Annotated in this window: 3 protein-coding genes; all 3 read left to right on the plus strand. The window is 70.9% G+C overall.

Annotated elements, in window-relative coordinates:
* A partial coding sequence (locus RDM88_RS12605) for a bifunctional precorrin-2 dehydrogenase/sirohydrochlorin ferrochelatase (protein ID WP_308755172.1) occupies positions 1 to 417 on the plus strand: 417 nt, incomplete at its 5' end.
* Complete coding sequence (gene hemC, locus RDM88_RS12610) at positions 404 to 1,288, plus strand: hydroxymethylbilane synthase (protein ID WP_308755173.1); 885 nt, start codon at positions 404 to 406, stop codon at positions 1,286 to 1,288. The genes RDM88_RS12605 and hemC, both read left to right, overlap by 14 nt.
* A partial coding sequence (gene cobA, locus RDM88_RS12615; RefSeq protein WP_308755174.1) for a uroporphyrinogen-III C-methyltransferase occupies positions 1,285 to 2,417 on the plus strand: 1,133 nt, incomplete at its 3' end. The genes hemC and cobA, both read left to right, overlap by 4 nt.

A 2,417-nucleotide genomic window follows, 5' to 3' on the forward strand; every position in this document is an offset into this window, starting at 1 on the left:
GGCGGCCGCGTCGCGTCGCGCCGCGCGCAGGCGCTCGCGCCCTTCGGCTGCTCCCTCACGGTGATCGCGCCGGATATTTCCCCGGAGATCGAGGCGCTCGGCGCGCGGCTCATCCGCCGGGCCTTCCGTCCGGGCGACTGCGCGGGCTGTGATCTGGTGCTCGCGGCGACCGGAGACCGGGAAACCAACCGCATGGTTGGGGAGGAGGCGCGGCGGATGGGCATCCCGGCGAACGTCTGCGACGCGCCGGAGGAGTGCGACTTCTTTTTCCCGGCAGTGGTGAGGCGGGACGCGCTCGTCGTCGGCGTGACCGCCAGCGGGACGAACCACGCGCTGGCAAAGGCGGCGGCAGACAGCCTGCGCGCGCGGATGGAGGAATGGGTTCCAAAGGAGGTGACGGCGGATGCGGCGACGTAAAATCCGCTTTGGCAGCAGGGAGAGCAGACTCGCGGTCATCCAGAGCGAACTGGTGATGGACGCGGTCCGCCGGGCGCATCCCGACTGGGAGCTGGAGCTTGTGACGATGAAGACGACGGGCGACGTGATTCTCGACCGCCCGCTCGACCGGGTCGGCGGCAAGGGCCTCTTTGTGAAGGAGCTCGACCGCGCGCTTCTGGAGGGCCGCATCGATTTTGCGGTGCACAGCCTCAAGGATCTGCCAATGGAGCAGCCGGAGGGACTGCCCATCCTGGCCTATTTCCGCCGCGCCGACCCGCGCGACGTGCTGATTTTGCCGGAGGGCGCGGACCGCCTGGACCCGGAAAAGCCGCTCGGCTCGTCGAGCCCGCGAAGGGCGCTCCAGCTGAGGGCCCTCTTTCCCGGGATGCGGGTGGAGAGCGTGCGCGGCAACGTCCAGACCCGCCTTTCCAAGCTGGACGGCGGGCAGTTTTCCGCGCTGGTGCTGGCCTGTTCGGGCATCCTGCGCCTCGGACTGGAGAACCGCGTCAGCCGGGTCTTTTCCACCGATGAAATGCTCCCCGCTGCGGGACAGGGAATTCTGGCGGTGCAGGGAAGGGCGGGGGAGGACGCCGCCTTCCTCGGCTGCGCCGACGACGCGGACGCGCGGGCGGCGGCGCTGGCGGAGCGCGCCTTCGTGCGCGTGCTCGACGGGGGCTGTTCCTCCCCCATCGCCGCCTATGCGGAGCTTTCCGGAGAGGAGCTTCGGCTGACCGGCCTCTACTGCCGGGAGACGGACGGGAACCACACGATTGGGCGCATGGCCGGAAGCCGGTCGGACGCGGAAAAGCTCGGCGTCCTGCTGGCCGAACGGATGAGGAGGCAGGCATGAGCGGAAAGGTCTATCTGGTCGGCGCGGGTCCGTCCGACGCGGGGCTGCTGACCCTCAAGGGCTATGAACTGCTGCAATCCGCCGACGTGGTCGTACACGACGCGCTGGTGGGCGGGGAGGTGCTGGGGATGATCCCGTCCGAAACCCGCCGCATTGATGTTGGCAAGCACGCGGGGAACCATCCGGTGCCGCAGGAGGAGATCAACCGCATCCTGCTGCGGGAGGCGCTCGAGGGGCACACCGTCGTGCGGCTCAAGGGCGGGGACCCCTTCCTCTTCGGGCGGGGCGGCGAGGAGCTCGAGCTGCTCGCGGAGCGAGGCGTCCCTTTCGAGGTGGTGCCGGGCGTGACTTCGGCCGTCGCAGTGCCCGCCTATGCGGGAATACCCGTGACCCACCGGGACTGCTGCTCGTCGGTGCACATCGTCGCCGGGCACACGAAAAAATCGCCGGGTGCGCGGATCGATTATGAGGCGCTCGCGCGTCTCGGCGGGACGCTCGTCTTCCTGATGGGGGTCGCCGCGCTGGAGGAGCTCTGCGCGGGGCTGCTCGGCGGAGGAATCGACCCCGCCACGCCCGCCGCGGTTTTGGAGCGGGGGACCACGGCCCGCCAGCGGCGGATTTCCGGGACGGTCGAAACCCTGCCCCGAAGGGCGCGGGAATCGGGAATCGGGACCCCGGCGGTCATCGTCGTGGGGAGGGTCTGCGCGCTGGCGGAGCGGTTTTCCTGGGCGGAGAAGCGCCCGCTCGGCGGCAGGCGGGTGATCATCACCCGCCCGCGAAAGCTCGCCTCCCGCATGACCGCGAAGCTGCGCGCGCTGGGGGCCGAGGTCTTTGAGCTGCCGTCGATCGTGACGGAGCCGGTCGCGCCGAATCCGGCGCTTGATCATGCGCTCGCGCGGATTGCCAAATATGGCTGGCTCGTCTTCACGAGCCCGACGGGGGTGCGCGTCTTCCTGGAGCACCTGCGCGAGACCCGCTTCGACCTGCGGCGGCTGGGCGGGGTGCGGCTGGCCGCGATCGGGCCGTCGACCGCCGGGGCGCTCGAGGAGCGCGGGCTGCTGCCCGCGCTCCTGCCCGAACGCGCCTACGCCGCCGCGCTCGGCGCGGCGCTGGCGGGACGCGCCGCGGG

Origin of the sequence: uncultured Anaerotruncus sp., assembly GCF_902490045.1 — a bacterium.
Classification (GTDB): domain Bacteria; phylum Bacillota; class Clostridia; order Oscillospirales; family Ruminococcaceae; genus Anaerotruncus.

Coding starts and splice junctions, on each gene's coding strand:
- hemC (WP_308755173.1), top strand. CDS start 404: ATGCGGCGACGTAAAATCCGCTTTGGCAGCAGGGAGAGCAGACTCGCG.